The organism is Streptococcus australis (genome assembly GCF_040226615.1).
Taxonomy (GTDB): Bacteria; Bacillota; Bacilli; order Lactobacillales; family Streptococcaceae; genus Streptococcus; species Streptococcus australis_E.
In genome coordinates this window covers 153,050-167,251 of the sequence record NZ_JBCOAT010000004.1, presented here as the reverse complement: position 1 = coordinate 167,251, position 14,202 = coordinate 153,050, and the positions used below count along the sequence as shown (strand labels likewise).

The following is a 14,202-nucleotide window of genomic DNA, read 5'->3' as shown; positions in this document are numbered from 1 at the left end:
GGAAAGTCGGATTGATAGCGACCAAGATGGCCTTCCAGATTTGGTCAAGGTCAATATTATTCGCCCTCGCTATGAAGGAAAAATCCCAGCCGTCATGACTGCAAGCCCTTATCACCAAGGAACCAATGACAAGGCTAGTGACAAGGCACTCTATAATATGAATGTGGACCTCGAGGTCAAAGAACCTCATACCATTCAAGTAGAAGAACCTCAATTAGAATTGGTGGATCCTGTCGGTTCAGCTCAACTAGTCTCTGAGGCTGAAGAAACCCTCACTCATATCAACAGCAGTTATACTCTCAATGACTACCTGCTCGCTCGTGGCTTTGCCAATCTCTACGTCTCCGGTCTTGGAACCAAGGATTCCCAAGGCTTGATGACCAACGGGGATTACCGTCAAATCGAGGCCTATAAAAATGTCATCGACTGGCTCAACGGACGCTGTCGTGCCTTCACAGACCACAGTCGCCAACGCCAAATCAAGGCCGATTGGTCCAACGGCAAAGTTGCTACGACAGGCTTGTCCTACCTAGGGACCATGTCCAATGGACTGGCTACCACAGGTGTCGATGGCCTAGAAGTCATCATTGCTGAAGCCGGTATCTCCTCTTGGTACAACTACTATCGGGAAAACGGACTCGTGACGAGTCCTGGTGGCTATCCTGGAGAGGATTTTGATTCACTCGCTGAGTTGACCTATTCACGCGCCCTTCGGGCTGGAGACTATCTCCGCCACCATGCAGCCCATCTAGCGGATTTGGAACGGCTTAAAGAGCAAATAGATCGCAAAACAGGGGACTACAACCAATTCTGGCATGACCGCAACTATCTCCTTCAGGCAGACAAAGTCAAGGCAGAGGTCGTCTTCACCCATGGTTCCCAAGACTGGAACGTGAAGCCCCTCCATGTATACCAAATGTTCCAAGCCCTTCCAGCCAACATCAAGAAACACCTCTTCTACCACAATGGTGCCCATGTCTATCTCAACAACTGGCAGTCCATTGACTTCCGTGAGAGCATGAACGCCCTCCTTTCTAAAAAATTACTGGGCTATGATTCAAGTTATGAATTGCCAACCGTCATCTGGCAGGACAATACAGGAGAACAAAGTTGGACCTCCTTGGAAGACTTTGGCAATCAAACAGCCCAGCGCACCTTCTCGCTCGGAGATGGTGAGAAAGTTATCCAAAACCGCTATGCGACAGAAGACTATGAGCGCTATGGCAAGGCCTATCCAACTTTCCTAACGGACCTCTACCAGGATAAGGCGCAACAAGTGACCATCGATCTTCCGATTGCAGAAGACCTACACCTCAACGGAAAAGCTCACCTTCACCTGCGGCTCCAATCTAGCACTGACAAGGGCTTGCTCTCAGTCCAACTCATGGAGCTAGGAAGCAAGAAATATCTCCAACCCTATCCAGCTGTCCTATCCGTCCGTACACTGGATAACGGTCGTTACCATATGCTGGACAACTTGACTGAATTGCCATTTAAGGAAGCCGGCCAACGAGTGATTACAAAGGGGTGTCTTAACCTCCAAAACCGTCATGACCTCTTAGAGGTTGAGCCCGTAACACCAGGAGAATGGATGGAATTCGACTTTGAACTCCAACCAACCATCTACAAACTGGAGAAAGGGACCACTCTTCGTCTCGTCCTTTATACAACCGACTTCGAGATCACTGTTCGCGACCAAACGGACTACCAACTCACTATTGATCTGGCCAACTCGAGCTTAACCCTTCCTAAGATGGATTAAGGAATTTCATGCTTTTTCCTTGTCGTCCCTTCCCTTGCTTGATTTGACAGCCTTGCCTACTTATGATAATATCTAAGAGAGTATTTCATAGAAAAAGAGTTTAGAGGATATTATGGCTATCGAAAAAACAGTCAGCGAAATTGCTGAAATTCTAGGAGTTAGTCGCCAAGCGGTCAACAACCGTGTCAAGGCCCTAGATCCTGAAGATACAGAAAAAAATGATAAGGGAGTTACCGTCGTAACCCGTAGTGGCTTGATCAAGCTAGAAGAGATCTACAAAAAAACCATCTTTGAAGACGAACCAGTCAGCGATGATGTGAAACAGCGTGAATTGATGGAAATTTTGGTAGATGAAAAAAATGCTGAGATTGTTCGTCTCTACGAACAACTAAAAGCAAAAGACGACCAGCTAAAATCCAAAGATGAGCAATTAGCTAAAAAGGATGAGCAGTTGCGTGTCAAAGATGTTCAGATCGCTGAAAAAGACAAACAGCTCGACCAACAACAACAGCTAACCCTTCAGGCTATGAATGACCGCGAAACATTGAAATTGGAATTAGATCAAGCCAATGAAAAGGTTCAAGAACAAGAGAGTAAAGGCTTCTGGAGACGCGTCTTTGGTCGCTAAAAACTGACTTCGGTCAGTTTTTTCTATGCCTTTGCCTCCCCTCAATAATTAGAAAATCCAAAAAAAACATTAGATGAAGGAGTTCCCTTGAAAGAATTAAGCCACTATGTCTCCTTTGATTTAGAATTTAATCAATTTGAAGGAAAGCACCACATTATCCAAGTTTCTGCTGTCCGCTTTGCAGATGGCCAAGAAGTTGCCCACTACGATTCTTATGCCTATACGGATAAACCACTAAAGAGCTTTATCAATGGCCTCACCGGGATCACATCTGATAAAATCCTCCAAGCTCCCCCACTCGAGCAAGTCCTAGCGGAGTTCCGAGATTTTGTTGCAGATAGTCCCCTCATTGGATACAATGCTATCAAGAGTGACCTCCCTATCCTAGCGGAAAACGGGCTAGAGTTCACAGACCAATATGCTGTTGATGTCTTTGAGGAAGCTTCTAAACGCCGGCCTTCTGACCTCCATGGGATTAAAAACTTGCAGCTCCATACAGTTGCTCAGTTTTTAGGAGTAGCAGGAAAATCGCATAATAGTCTAGAAGATGCCCGGATGACTGCACTTGTTTATGAAGCCTTTCTCGAATCAGACCGGGCCCGACAACTCCTAACCGAACAAGAATCCTTTTCTACCTCTCCTTTTGGTGGATTGGACCTCTCCAATTTTTTTAACGACTAAAAAGAGGCTGGGACAAAAGTCCTAGCCTCTCAATTGTCTTTTGATTATCGAGCAAGACGCAGTGGTTGAGTGAGCTCTACTACGCTGATTTTATCAGCTTTTACAGCCCTACTCAACTGTGCGGAGGTGGGACGACGAAATCCAATTCTAACGAATTACCGATTTCTGTCCCACTCTCTTTCTCTGTATGCTTAGAATGGTAATTTACCAGCAAAAGCTCCCAATTTTTTCTTGGTTGCCTCATCAATTTCTTCGATGGCCGCATTGATGGCTTGAACCGTCATATCAGAAAGAGTTTCTGTATCTTCTGGGTCCACTACTGCTGGGTTAAATTCGATGGATACCACCTTTTTATCACCTGTCAAAGTAGCGACGACCAAGTCCTGAGCTGATTTGCCAACAAATTGAGAAGCCGCCAACTCTGCCTGGCTTTGTTCCATTTGTTTCTGAAGCTTTTGTGCTTGCTTCATCATATTCTGCATATTCATCATAAGATTTTCTAGATTCCTTTCGTATCAAGGGGTTAGGACCTCTTGTTTAATGGTTACTGCCCACTTCTGCCCATTTTCTAGCTAGATGGGGACTTCTCTACTATTATAGCATGTTTTCCCCGTCCGACAAAGCTGATTTTTTATTTAAAGAGCGTCGTCACAATGAGTTGGACGTTTAAAAGAGTCAGAAGAGTCGCTACTCCGTAAGCTAAGTAGGTATTCCATTTTGCATTGACAAATTCTCCCATGATTTTTTTATTGGAGGTAAAGTAAACCAAGGGAAAAATTGAAAATGGTAGAGCCAGAGACAAGAAGACTTGAGAATAGACCAACAAATCATCTAGAACACTTTCCTGGTCTCCAAAGAGAAAGGCGACAATCAGGACAGGAGTGAGGGCCAACATCCGTGTAAACAGGCGGACAAGCCATTGAGGAAGGCGGAATCTAAGGAAACCTTCCATGACAATTTGACCCGTCAGAGTGCCTGTAATTGTTGAATTCTGACCACTTGCTAACAAAGCAACAGCAAACAAAGTGGACAGAAAAGGACTTGCAATAGCTCCTGCAATGGCATTGTTTTGCAAGGCATCATACATACTAGAGAAGGCTCCAATTTCTTCTGCATGTCCAAAAAAGAGGGCCGCTCCGAGAATCAGCAAGAGAGAGTTGACAACAAAAGCCAGGGTTAATTCAATATTGGAGTCCCAGGTCATGAAGCGCACAGCCCGACGAACATCTGCAGGATCCTCATAATCGACCTTGCGTGTCTGTGAAATGGAGGAATGCAAATAGAGATTATGAGGCATGACGGTTGCACCAATTATCCCCAAGGCCAGCGTCAAGGCTTGTGATCCCTTGGGAAGACCAATACCTACAATTTCTTTCTGAGGAAGAAAGCCAGCAAAAATGCCACCTATATCTGGTTTTGATAGGACCACAAGGTAGATAAAAATCCCTAGAATGGTCAAAATCAAGGTGGAGACAATAGCCTCAATCTTACGAAAACCTAAGTGCATGAGTCCGAGAAGGAGGAAGACATCCAGGATGGTGACCAAAATAGAAAAGAGCAAGGGCCATCCGAACAGCAAATGGAGTGCAATCCCTGAACCAATGACTTCTGCTAAATCTGTCGCCATCAAGGCTAATTCAATCACTATCCAAAGCATATAGCGGAGCCACTTGGGCAAATGCGTCGCTGTTGTCTGGGCCAAATCTTTCCGATGGACAATCCCTAGTTTCCCAGCCATCTGTTGCAATTGCATGGCAATCAAGGAAGACAAGAGAACCACCGACAAGAGCAAGTAACGATAGTGAGCCCCTCCAACAACGCTGGTGATCCAGTTCCCAGGATCCATGTAGCCCACTGCTACTAGGCTCCCCGGACCTGAAAACAATAATAAGGTCCTCCAAAAAGAAGTTCCCTTGGGAACCTTGACGGATTGATTGATTTCTTGGAGCGATTTCCGCTCTAACTGTTCTAAACTCATGATACCCTTCTTTCCATGACGTCACTTCCCCTTGATTATAGCACAAATGAAAGGTTTCGGTAAATTTTCTTTGCATTTTCAAAAAAATATGCCCTTCTTCTCCCCACTTCCCCATTTTCTTCGTATTCCTTTAGCAACTTTTTCTCCTTTGCTCCTCTAAAATGAACCAAATAGCTTCAAAAATGAACCAAATAGATTTTTCCCCCTATCTGACTTCAAAAGCTTGTATACTAATCGTAACTGAAAGAAAGCTCAGTTATTTACTCAATAGCAAAGGAAAGAAACTATGATTTATGTCATTGAATACAATTATCCCTCTAAGATGTTGGTCGAACATATTAACAACTATCTAGAGAAAAAACGGGTTCGTAATCTACCAGTCAAGCTGGTCTATAATGGAAATATCTCCTATATCGACTATGACTTGAAAAACATTTACTTCTTCTCCTGTCAAGGAAATTCTGGAATCAACGCCTACAAAGAGCTGGAACGCATCCGAAGAAATGATCCCTTCGGACGCATTATCGTTCACTCTAACAAGGTAGACGGACGTAGACTCATGGACCATAAGCTACAAGTCTATGGTTTGATGGAACTAAGCCTTAGTGACTACGGAAAGCCAGACCTCTATTATCAAGAGCTCGACTTCTTGCTCGGTGATCTCTACGAAGAGCTCTGGGAAATGGCAGCAGAAGCCAAGTACGCTGCTGGGAAGAAAACCAATCAGCTCTTCCCACGCTGGGGTCCTGAAATCGGCATTTACCCACCTAAGCGTTATTCCATCCACCTCCGTCAAAATCCAGACGAAGACAATTAACTCATAAAAAGTGGAGCCTGGGGACAGGGTCCATTTTTTATGTTACAATGAACTGGAAATAAAACGAGACGAGAAAAAGGAGACCTTATGAACCACTACGATACCATTGTCATCGGAGGAGGGCCTGCTGGCATGATGGCCACCATCTCCAGTTCCTTCTACGGGCAAGCAACCCTCCTCTTGGAAAAAAACCGCAAACTAGGGAAAAAACTAGCTGGGACTGGTGGAGGTCGGTGCAATGTGACCAACAATGGAAGCCTGGACGATCTCCTAGCAGGCATTCCAGGAAATGGACGTTTCCTCTACAGTGTCTTTTCTCAATTTGACAACCATGATATCATCCGCTTCTTCACAGAAAACGGGGTCAAGCTCAAGGTCGAAGACCATGGTCGTGTCTTTCCAGCTTCAGATCGTTCCCAAACGATTATTCAAGCTCTGACAGATAAGATTGCCGAGCTCGGCGGTCAAGTTCGCTGCCAAGTAGAGGTAACCTCTGTGAAGAAAATCGATGGACAATTCGTCATCAAATCCAAAGATGAGACCTGGATGGCAGACCGCTTGATTGTGACAACTGGTGGAAAGTCCTACCCTTCGACGGGTTCCACCGGCTTTGGCCACGATATCGCCCGTCACTTTAAGCACACTATCACCGAGCTCGAAGCTGCCGAGAGTCCTTTATTGACGGATTTTCCGCATAAGGCCTTGCAGGGAATTTCACTGGACGATGTGACTCTAAGCTATGGCAAGCATGTCATCACCCATGACCTCCTCTTTACCCACTTTGGCTTGTCAGGCCCTGCTGCACTACGCATGTCTAGCTTTGTCAAGGGTGGTGAAATCCTCTCCCTAGATGTCTTGCCACAACTTTCTGAAAGTGATTTGCTATCATTTCTTGAAGAAAACCGTGAAAAATCCTTGAAAAATGCTTTGAAAACCATGCTCCCTGAACGCTTGGCAGAATTCTTTATTCAAGGATATCCAGAAAAAGTCAAACAACTAACAGAAAAAGAACTTGACCAACTTGTCCAATCTATCAAATCCCTCAAAATCCCTGTGACTGGAAAGATGTCGCTAGCAAAATCTTTTGTAACTAAAGGTGGTGTTAGTCTCAAAGAAATTAATCCTAAAACTCTGGAAAGCAAATTGGTTCCTGGCCTTCACTTTGCTGGTGAAGTACTTGATATCAATGCTCACACAGGTGGCTTTAACATCACTTCTGCCCTCTGCACTGGTTGGGTGGCAGGAAGTCTGCATTATGATTAAATATCAAAGGTTGTGAAAAATGAACAGAAGAGAGTCAGTTGAATTTGTCAACATGTGCATGATTAAAAATGGGGACAAGGTTCTGGTTCAAGATCGAGTTAGTCCTGACTGGCCTGGCATTACTTTTCCTGGCGGACATGTTGAACGTGGCGAATCCTTTGTCGATGCGGTCATTCGTGAAGTGAGAGAAGAAACGGGTCTAACCATTTCTAAACCCCAACTCTGTGGTATCAAGGACTGGTACGATGATGAGGATTACCGTTATGTCGTCCTTTTTTACAAGACCGAACACTTTACTGGTGAGCTCCAGTCTTCAGACGAAGGAAAGGTCTGGTGGGAAGAGTTTGAAAATCTATCTCATCTAAAACTTGCAACCAATGATATGTCTGATATGCTTCGTGTTTTTTTGGAAGATGATCTCAGTGAATTCTTCTACTATAAAGACGGTGACGACTGGCTTTATGATTTAAAATAGCAAATAATCGGCGGAGAGTCCTCCGCCGATTATTTGCTCTGTTTTTCAACATAGTGGGCAATCACATCTGATGTGTACTGGGCTGTTCCAGGTCCAAATTTATCAATATTTTCCTTGAACTCAGGGTTATAGACGTATCCTTTACCGATATGTCCGAAGACTTCAATAGAGCAGTCAAATCCATAAGTACGAATGGCTTGCAAGAGCTTGGCTGCTAGCTCTTGGTTTTCAATTGCTGTTGCAGGTAAACCAGCTTGAAGATTTTGTGCTAAAGTTTGAAAGACTTGGTTAAAGGCAGCCGTAGACTCATCTTCACGACCTTTTTGGCGTTCGAGGGCTTGATCCATGACTTCTTGGCCATACTTCTCCACCGCTTCTTGCTGGTATTTTTGATGATCTTGATAGCTAAATCCAGTGAATTTTTCCTCAATGGTCATTTTTCTTTCTCCTTTTTGTTCTCGAATCGTTTTTTGCAAGGTGGAAATCAAGGTATCCAGATGTTGCCTTTCTCGAGTTAGATAGTTCAACTGCCTAGTCAAATGGGGCAATAAATCTATTCTTTCTTCCTTTAATAGCTCTGCTATTTTCTCTAAAGAAAACCCTAGATATTTGTAGTAAAGAATGACCTGAAGGCGTTCCAAATCCTCTTGACTGTAAGTTCGATAGCCGTTTTCCGACTTTAAGGGGACCAAGAGTCCTATCTTGTCATAGTGGTGCAGGGTCTTGACAGAGACACCTGAAAGCTGCGCAGCTTCTTTTATTTGGTACATGATTTGCTCCTTACAATGATAGTATACCCCCTCCCCTTAGGTCAGAGTCAAGTGTTTTTGCGAAAATTTTTTAACTTTTTGAGAAAACTATAAAAACATGAAAACCGCTTTCTTGACAGTCTTTAAAAATCATGATAGGATAATCAAGTCTATCAATCACACAGAAGGCTCCTAAAGAGCCGTTGAGAGAAGGCTATTTGATAACTCAAGTAGCCTTTTCTTATTTAAAAATAGATCGGAGTTTTAAAGATGTCTGAAAAATCTCAATGGGGTTCCAAAATTGGCTTCATCCTAGCCTCTGCAGGTTCTGCAATTGGGCTTGGAGCAGTTTGGAAATTTCCCTATATGACCGCTGCTAACGGGGGCGGAAGTTTTCTTCTCGTTTTTTTGATAGCAACTCTACTCATCGGCTTTCCCCTCTTACTGGCTGAATTTACTCTAGGACGTGCAGCTGGTGTCTCTGCCATTAAGACCTTTGGAAAACTCGGTGGCCGTCGCCTCTACGATGGAATCGGTTGGATTGGTGCCTTTGCCCTGTTCATCCTCCTCTCCTTCTACAGTGTCATCGGTGGCTGGATCCTGATTTATCTAGGAGTCGCCTTGGGAGAGTTATTCCAACTTCTCTCAGTTAGTGATTATACCCAGCTCTTTGGGGAGATTATTTCAAATCCCTGGTTGGTTCTTGGGGCCCAGGCCATCTTCATCCTCCTCAATGTCTTGATTGTTTCTAAGGGGGTGGAACAAGGGATTGAAAAGGCCTCAAAATTCATGATGCCTCTTCTCTTCATCATTTTCTTAGTCATGATTGGTCGTTCCTTGACCTTACCTGGCGCTTGGGAGGGAGTCGCCTATTTCCTCAAGCCAGACTTCTCCAAGATGACCAGCGAAGGTCTTCTCTATGCCTTGGGCCAATCTTTCTTCGCCCTCTCTCTAGGGGTGACGGCCATGTTGACCTATGCTTCCTATTTGGACAAGGACACTGACCTGGTCCAATCCGGGATTTCCGTCGTCTTCATGAATATTGCCGTTTCCATCATGGCGGGCTTGGCGATCTTCCCAGCTATGTCAGCCTTTCAAATCCCTTCTACTAGTGGACCGGGGCTCCTCTTTGTAGTCCTTCCACAAGTCTTTGACAAGATGCCTTTTGGTACTCTCTTCTACCTGCTTTTCCTTCTTCTCTTCCTCTTTGCGACTATTACCTCATCCGTCGTCATGTTAGAGATTAATGTCGGAAATGTTACCAACCAAGACAACAAAAAGCGGGCTAAATGGAGCCAAATCATTGGTCTTCTGACCTTTGTCTTTGGGATCCCATCTGCTCTTTCCTATGGAGTGCTCTCCAAATGGACCCTCTTTGGAAAATCCTTCTTTGATTGCATGGACTTTTTGGTTTCCAACCTCCTCATGCCTTTTGGAGCTCTCTGCCTCTCCCTGTTTACAGGCTATCTCTTTGATCAAGTCCTAGCCCAAGAAGAACTCAAGGTGGGAGAAGAGAAAACCAAGAGTTTCTTCTTCAAGCTCTGGATTTTCTTGCTTCGCTTTGTGATTCCAATCGTCATCCTCATTGTCTTTATTACACAATTTATCTAAAACAAAATCCACGACTCCTTAGGGATTCGTGGATTTTTATTTATTTTGTAAGGGAAACACGGAAATCATTGTATTTGCTATAATCAAAGTCTTCATTAAGCCCTGTTACAAATACAATCGGTGTATAGTGGCCCTCTTCTAAAATGAAACCGGGTTTTACCTTCATATTCGCTCCTCCAAGTCCAGCAATCCCTGGAAGAAGGGCATCAAAAGCGCCAGGTTCGTCTGTTTCCCAGTAATAGACATTACCAGAAGCTTGGACGGCCTTGGCTTTTGTTGTTGCAGTACGAACAGGATTCAAGTCAGCTTGATAAAAGTTAGCTGTCGTAGTGACCGTACCGTCCGCAGCCACGGTCATTTGGACATCTTTGGCAATTTCGGTTGTTCCTGTCCAAGTCCCTACCAGCTCTTCTGGCACCATTTGAGACGAATCTGTGGCCTTGTCAGTGCTTGCTGCAGCAGATCCTGCTTCAGTTTGACCTGAGTTTGCTACATCTTTAGAAGCAGCTTGTGCCCCTTCTTGCGAATTCGCTTCAGTAGCTTTTGTCTCTTTCTTACCAGAAGCAGCCTTTGCTTTTTTCTGACTAGACTTCACCGTCGTTTGTGCTTCTTTAGCAGAAGATTTGTTCTCTTCTTTTTTTGAACCACAGGCTACGAGTAGGCTTGCAGAAGTTAATCCTAAAAGTGCTAAACTTGTCCATTTTTTCATCATCATGATCCCTCACTTCATTTGATAAAAACTATTATATTACAATATTACTCAATGTCAAGCTTTTTTTGAAATATTTTTGTAATATTTGCAACAAACAGTAATCTATCTAAAAATTCAGGAGATTCAGGCAACAAGCAATCGTAAGAGAGCAACCAAAACAATGCCAAATAGAACCGTGCCCATTAGGTTTTTGTAGCGAAAGGCTACCAGCATGGTCGGGACGGCTGCTAGCAGATCCAACCATCGAACCTGAGGGAGCTGGCCCACCTTCCCCTCAACTAGACTGGAAAGAATCAAGGCAAAAATGATGGCAATGGGAAGGTACTTTAGAAAACGCAGGACTGGATCTGGTAGGCCCCTGTATTTGACCAAAACAAAGGGCAGAATACGTGGAATCCAGGTGACCACTGCTGAAATCAAAATAACCAAGAAAACCCAACTATTCACGCGCATCACACATCACCCCCACAAAACAACCTGTTAAAGTAGCTACTAAAACAGCCAAGGATTGGCTCAAAAAGAAGGTCAAGAGGAAAAAGCTAAAAGCTACAGCACCTAAAACAAGGAGCATGGTTGACATCTTTTCCGTCAAACGCATTCCTTGAAACTGACCAACAAAAATCCCAATAAACATGGCCACTAGTGCAAAGTCTAAGCCAAAGGCACTAGGATTAGGTAAGAGGGCCCCCAACGCTGTCCCCAAAATAGTTGATGAGCCCCAGGCTAGATAACCGACCACATTATTGCCATGCATCCAGGGAACAGTGATCCGGTCATTTTTCAATTTTTCGCTTAAATAAACCCCATAACTTTCATCTGTCAACAAACTACCAATTCCAATATTATGGACCAGGCTAGCCTCCTTAAAATCAGGGGAGGTATGCAGACTCATGAGCATATTGCGCAAATTGATGAAAAAGACAGTTAAGGCAATATTCATGAGGGACGAATGAACGGCAATCAAAGAAATCATGGCAAACTGAGAAGCCCCTGCGTAAACTAAGAGACTCATCAAGCCCATTTCTAAAGGGGAGAGATAGGGCGAAGCTACCACACCACAAGCCAAGCCAATACTGATATAACCTAAGGCTGTCGGAAGGGCATCCCTGACCCCCTGCTGAAAATTCTTCTCCACTCCTTCTTCCTTTCCATTTTATGATGCTAACTATTATAACAAAAAAGAGACGGGAATCGTACTCCCGTCATTTATGTCTGTTCTTTAACTATTCTAGTTCTCTTCTAACGGATCAAAAGCAAGGCTTGGCTTAGCATTGAGGTCTAAGCTAGCAAAATTTCCCTTATTCCATTCGCTAACACTAGCATAGGCAATCATCCCCGCATTGTCCCCACAAAGGCGCAGAGGCGGAATGATGACCTTAACATCCGTGATTTCAGAAGCCAGGCGTTCACGTAATCCTTGGTTAGCCGCGACTCCTCCCGCCACCACCAGGGTCTTAACCGGGTATCTTTCCAGGGATTTTTTGGTCTTGGCCATCAAGATATCCATCACCGCCGCTTGGAAGGAAGCCGCTAGGTCTTCCTTGGACAGGCTCTCGCCTTTTTGCTTGGCATTGTGGTGGAGATTGATAAAGGCTGATTTGAGCCCTGAGAATGAGAACTCCAAATTATCTTCCTTGATCATGGCACGGGGGAAATCGTAGATATCCTGACCCTTATGCGCTAACTCGTCAATTTCGCGACCGGCTGGATAGGTCAAGCCCATGACGCGGCCGACCTTATCGTAGGCCTCACCAACCGCATCATCACGCGTTTCCCCAACAATTTTATAATCACCCGCCTCCGAGACATAGACCAACTCGGTGTGTCCTCCGCTGACAAGCAAGGCCAAGAGCGGAAATTCTAAAGGCTCAACGCTTTGAGCAGCCATCAAGTGTCCTGCCATATGATTGACAGGAATCAAAGGAATCCCATGGGCCCAAGCAAAGGCCTTGGCCGCAGCAAGGCCAACCAAGAGAGCTCCAACCAGACCGGGTCCGTACGTCACCGCAACCGCTGTGACTTCTTCTTCTGTAATGCCCGCTTCTTCTAGCGCTTCCTCAATACAGGCCGTAATGACTTCGACATGGTGCCGACTGGCAACTTCTGGAACCACACCCCCGAAGCGTTTATGGCTTTCAATTTGACTGGCAATGACATTGGACAAGAGCTCTGTATCGTTCTTTAAGACGGCGACACTGGTCTCATCACAAGATGTTTCAAATGCCAAAATATATCTATCCTTCATTTGCTTCCCTTTTCATCATAATAGCGTCTTCGGAAGGGGCATGATAATACCCTTTCCGACAACCAATTTCTTTAAATCCTTGCTTCTGATAGAGAGTCCGAGCCGGAGTGTTTCCTTCTCTCACCTCTAAAAAGACCTCTTTCTCCCAAGGGACGGTCTCTAGTAGCTGACCAGCAATCCCGCGACCTTGCCACTCTTTTCGAACAGCAATTTGGACGACTTCTAACTCGTATAGATTTTCTTGTATGGCCAAGAAGCCAACCAATTCTTCCCCACTATAGGCAAAGGCATACCAGTTTTGAGGTTGACCAAGATCTGCTAGGACTTGCTCCAAGGTCCATGGGCTTTGTGCATAGACATCGTCTAAGATTTCTACCAACTGAGGGGCTACGTCAAATCGCCCCGCCTCCTTCTCGATACGGATCATAGGCGTTTGATGTAAGACTGACCAGACTCTTGATGGTCCTTGAGCCAGTTTTCCTCAGCTTCTACCCGCTTGAGGTAGTTGGGCACAAAACCATGAACGGAGACAGCTTCTTTTGTAAGTCCTAGTCGACCGATCCGTACCGCATCCGGTAGAGTTTCTAGCATCTGAGCATGCGGCAAGGCTTCTTGTATCTGCTCCCCAAAGGCTTTCACTTCCCCAAGGAAGGTCACCTTTTCAGCTCCCTTTGCTCTTTCTAATACCGCTTCAAAAGAGAGGTGAGCCTCCGGATAGACCAGCTGATCCTCTTGGTAAAAGCCCGCATAGACATGGTTGCGCCGGGCATCCATTACTGGAATGGCCAGACCTTCTATCTCTTCTGGTACCAAGGCTAGTAAACTAGATACCCCTACCAAATCAATCTTTAATGTTTGAGCTAGAGTTTTAGCCGTTGCCACCGCAATTCGCAAGCCAGTATAGGATCCAGGTCCCTCTGCTACGACGATGCGGTCCAGATCTGTCGATTTCCAATCAATGCTCGCCATCAAAAATTCTATGGTAGGCATCAAGGTAATGCTGTGGTTTTTCTTGATTGTAAGCGTCAACTCTGCTAATAAATTTTCTTCCTCCAAAAGGGCAACGGATAGGGCCTTACTGGAGGTGTCGAATGCTAATACTTTCATATTTTCTCCTCGTTGTCTGTCTCATATTATACTACAAATAGACGCCAAACGGTAGAGGAAGCCCCCCTCAGACTGTGAAATCCCCTGCTCTCTATTCCCTCTAAAAAAGCGCTTCCTTCTGCTTTCAGAGCCTGCTTGCATCTTTTCCTTAGAGCCTATTTATGGTATAATGAA

The 14,202-nt window shown here is 44.9% G+C and carries 16 protein-coding genes; 7 read left to right on the top strand and 9 right to left on the bottom strand.

The annotated features are described in order from the left end of the window. The 3 genes from ABT997_RS05575 to ABT997_RS05565 all read left to right on the top strand — a co-directional run. The coding region (locus tag ABT997_RS05575) for a Xaa-Pro dipeptidyl-peptidase (RefSeq protein WP_350018940.1) at positions 1-1,762 on the top strand (1,762 nt) is incomplete at its 5' end. A 112-nt stretch (positions 1,763-1,874) separates the two neighbouring features. Next, positions 1,875-2,390, top strand: a complete 516-nt coding sequence (locus ABT997_RS05570; protein WP_048690819.1) for a DUF536 domain-containing protein — start codon at positions 1,875-1,877, stop codon at positions 2,388-2,390. Positions 2,391-2,477: 87 nt separating this feature from the next. Further along, the gene (locus tag ABT997_RS05565; RefSeq protein WP_238656735.1) at positions 2,478-3,071 is read left to right on the top strand and encodes a 3'-5' exonuclease; all 594 of its coding nucleotides are present in this window, start codon (positions 2,478-2,480) and stop codon (positions 3,069-3,071) included. Between the two features lie 191 nt (positions 3,072-3,262). On the opposite strand, the gene ABT997_RS05560 is transcribed toward ABT997_RS05565, so the two are convergent. Both ABT997_RS05560 and ABT997_RS05555 read right to left on the bottom strand, forming a co-directional pair. Then, positions 3,263-3,562, bottom strand: coding sequence for a YbaB/EbfC family nucleoid-associated protein (locus ABT997_RS05560; protein ID WP_006595550.1), 300 nt, complete (start codon positions 3,560-3,562; stop codon positions 3,263-3,265). Positions 3,563-3,702: 140 nt separating this feature from the next. Beyond that, positions 3,703-5,049 carry an Nramp family divalent metal transporter gene (locus ABT997_RS05555; RefSeq protein WP_006595549.1) on the bottom strand — a complete coding sequence of 449 codons (1,347 nt, stop codon included), beginning with the start codon at positions 5,047-5,049 and terminating at the stop codon, positions 3,703-3,705. 286 nt (positions 5,050-5,335) lie between these two features. On the opposite strand from ABT997_RS05555, the gene ABT997_RS05550 reads away from it, so the two are divergent. From ABT997_RS05550 to ABT997_RS05540, 3 genes are all read left to right on the top strand, one after another. Beyond that, positions 5,336-5,866, top strand: a complete 531-nt coding sequence (locus ABT997_RS05550) for a hypothetical protein (protein ID WP_006595548.1) — start codon at positions 5,336-5,338, stop codon at positions 5,864-5,866. Between the two features lie 87 nt (positions 5,867-5,953). Then, positions 5,954-7,129: an aminoacetone oxidase gene (gene aao, locus ABT997_RS05545; RefSeq protein ID WP_006595547.1), complete on the top strand. Its 1,176-nt coding sequence runs from the start codon at positions 5,954-5,956 to the stop codon at positions 7,127-7,129. 19 nt (positions 7,130-7,148) lie between these two features. After that, positions 7,149-7,604 (top strand): 8-oxo-dGTP diphosphatase, encoded by a 456-nt coding sequence (locus ABT997_RS05540; RefSeq protein ID WP_006595546.1) that lies wholly within the window; start codon positions 7,149-7,151, stop codon positions 7,602-7,604. A 29-nt stretch (positions 7,605-7,633) separates the two neighbouring features. Here the strand turns inward: ABT997_RS05540 and ABT997_RS05535 are convergent, their stop codons facing one another. After that, a complete protein-coding gene (locus tag ABT997_RS05535) occupies positions 7,634-8,374 on the bottom strand; it encodes a MerR family transcriptional regulator (RefSeq protein ID WP_006595545.1) in 741 nt (246 codons plus the stop codon). Positions 8,375-8,623: 249 nt separating this feature from the next. Here ABT997_RS05535 and ABT997_RS05530 point away from each other — a divergent pair, with 249 nt between their 5' ends. Next, entirely contained in the window at positions 8,624-9,964 is a 1,341-nt protein-coding gene (locus ABT997_RS05530) for a sodium-dependent transporter (protein ID WP_006595544.1), read from the top strand. 40 nt (positions 9,965-10,004) lie between these two features. Here the strand turns inward: ABT997_RS05530 and ABT997_RS05525 are convergent, their stop codons facing one another. From ABT997_RS05525 to tsaB, 6 genes are all read right to left on the bottom strand, one after another. Beyond that, on the bottom strand, positions 10,005-10,679 hold the full coding sequence (locus ABT997_RS05525) for a hypothetical protein (protein ID WP_006595543.1): 675 nt from the start codon (positions 10,677-10,679) through the stop codon (positions 10,005-10,007). Between the two features lie 120 nt (positions 10,680-10,799). Beyond that, a complete protein-coding gene (locus tag ABT997_RS05520) occupies positions 10,800-11,129 on the bottom strand; it encodes an AzlD domain-containing protein (RefSeq protein WP_350018939.1) in 330 nt (109 codons plus the stop codon). After that, positions 11,116-11,811, bottom strand: coding sequence for an AzlC family ABC transporter permease (locus tag ABT997_RS05515; RefSeq protein WP_350018938.1), 696 nt, complete (start codon positions 11,809-11,811; stop codon positions 11,116-11,118). The genes ABT997_RS05520 and ABT997_RS05515 overlap by 14 nt, the downstream gene beginning before the upstream one ends. 93 nt (positions 11,812-11,904) lie before the next feature. After that, positions 11,905-12,921, bottom strand: a complete 1,017-nt coding sequence (gene tsaD / locus ABT997_RS05510; protein WP_350018937.1) for a tRNA (adenosine(37)-N6)-threonylcarbamoyltransferase complex transferase subunit TsaD — start codon at positions 12,919-12,921, stop codon at positions 11,905-11,907. Beyond that, positions 12,911-13,348, bottom strand: a complete 438-nt coding sequence (gene rimI, locus ABT997_RS05505) for a ribosomal protein S18-alanine N-acetyltransferase (protein ID WP_350018936.1) — start codon at positions 13,346-13,348, stop codon at positions 12,911-12,913. The genes tsaD and rimI overlap by 11 nt, the downstream gene beginning before the upstream one ends. Then, positions 13,345-14,028, bottom strand: a complete 684-nt coding sequence (gene tsaB / locus ABT997_RS05500) for a tRNA (adenosine(37)-N6)-threonylcarbamoyltransferase complex dimerization subunit type 1 TsaB (RefSeq protein ID WP_350018935.1) — start codon at positions 14,026-14,028, stop codon at positions 13,345-13,347. The genes rimI and tsaB overlap by 4 nt, the downstream gene beginning before the upstream one ends. Between the last annotated feature and the right edge of the window lie 174 nt (positions 14,029-14,202).

Excerpts from the sequence above, each read along its gene's own strand:
- ABT997_RS05570 (WP_048690819.1), top strand. The coding sequence starts at position 1,875 with ATGGCTATCGAAAAAACAGTCAGCGAAATTGCTGAAATTCTAGGAGTT.
- ABT997_RS05560 (WP_006595550.1), bottom strand. The coding sequence starts at position 3,562 with ATGATGAATATGCAGAATATGATGAAGCAAGCACAAAAGCTTCAGAAA.
- ABT997_RS05555 (WP_006595549.1), bottom strand. The coding sequence starts at position 5,049 with ATGAGTTTAGAACAGTTAGAGCGGAAATCGCTCCAAGAAATCAATCAA.
- ABT997_RS05550 (WP_006595548.1), top strand. The coding sequence starts at position 5,336 with ATGATTTATGTCATTGAATACAATTATCCCTCTAAGATGTTGGTCGAA.
- aao (WP_006595547.1), top strand. The coding sequence starts at position 5,954 with ATGAACCACTACGATACCATTGTCATCGGAGGAGGGCCTGCTGGCATG.
- ABT997_RS05540 (WP_006595546.1), top strand. The coding sequence starts at position 7,149 with ATGAACAGAAGAGAGTCAGTTGAATTTGTCAACATGTGCATGATTAAA.
- ABT997_RS05535 (WP_006595545.1), bottom strand. The coding sequence starts at position 8,374 with ATGTACCAAATAAAAGAAGCTGCGCAGCTTTCAGGTGTCTCTGTCAAG.
- ABT997_RS05530 (WP_006595544.1), top strand. The coding sequence starts at position 8,624 with ATGTCTGAAAAATCTCAATGGGGTTCCAAAATTGGCTTCATCCTAGCC.
- ABT997_RS05525 (WP_006595543.1), bottom strand. The coding sequence starts at position 10,679 with ATGATGATGAAAAAATGGACAAGTTTAGCACTTTTAGGATTAACTTCT.
- ABT997_RS05520 (WP_350018939.1), bottom strand. The coding sequence starts at position 11,129 with ATGCGCGTGAATAGTTGGGTTTTCTTGGTTATTTTGATTTCAGCAGTG.
- tsaD (WP_350018937.1), bottom strand. The coding sequence starts at position 12,921 with ATGAAGGATAGATATATTTTGGCATTTGAAACATCTTGTGATGAGACC.
- rimI (WP_350018936.1), bottom strand. The coding sequence starts at position 13,348 with ATGATCCGTATCGAGAAGGAGGCGGGGCGATTTGACGTAGCCCCTCAG.
- tsaB (WP_350018935.1), bottom strand. The coding sequence starts at position 14,028 with ATGAAAGTATTAGCATTCGACACCTCCAGTAAGGCCCTATCCGTTGCC.